This is a genomic window from Arthrobacter sp. Y81 (genome assembly GCF_002929335.1).
GTDB lineage: Bacteria > Actinomycetota > Actinomycetes > Actinomycetales > Micrococcaceae > Arthrobacter.
Genome location: NZ_PJIL01000113.1, coordinates 1 through 501 on the forward strand (window position 1 = coordinate 1; position 501 = coordinate 501).

1 protein-coding gene is annotated in these 501 nt (G+C 66.3%); it reads left to right on the forward strand.

The genetic code is table 11. From position 1 onward, the window contains the following. Positions 1-501: dipeptide/oligopeptide/nickel ABC transporter ATP-binding protein (locus CXQ91_RS24455; RefSeq protein WP_146072452.1), on the forward strand; the 501-nt coding region annotated here is incomplete at both ends.

Below are 501 nucleotides of genomic sequence, written 5' to 3' on the forward strand. Positions count from 1 at the left end.
CGAACTACGTCAAGGCCGTCAACGGCGTGAACTTCTCCATCAGCCGCGGCGAGACCGTAGGCATTGTTGGCGAGTCAGGCTGTGGCAAGTCCACACTGGCCTCAGTGCTGGTGGGCCTGCAGACGCCCACCTCCGGCGAGGTGCTGTTCCATGGCAAGCCCGCCATCAAGCGCAACGCCGCCATGCGCAAGGAATTCGGCCGGTCCGTCTCCGTGGTCTTCCAGGACCCCTCGACGGCACTGAACCCGCGCATGACCATCCAGGACATCCTGGTTGATCCGCTGGCGATTCACGGCATTGGCAACGGTGCATCGCGCCTGGCCAAGGTCGCGGAACTGCTGGCGCTGGTTGGTTTGCCGCAGTCGGCAGCCGAGGTCACGCCGTCGCAAGTTTCCGGCGGACAGCGCCAGCGCGTGGCAATTGCCCGCGCACTGGCCCTGGACCCGGACATCATCGTGGCGGATGAGCCCACCTCGGCCCTGGACGTTTCCGTCCGCGCCC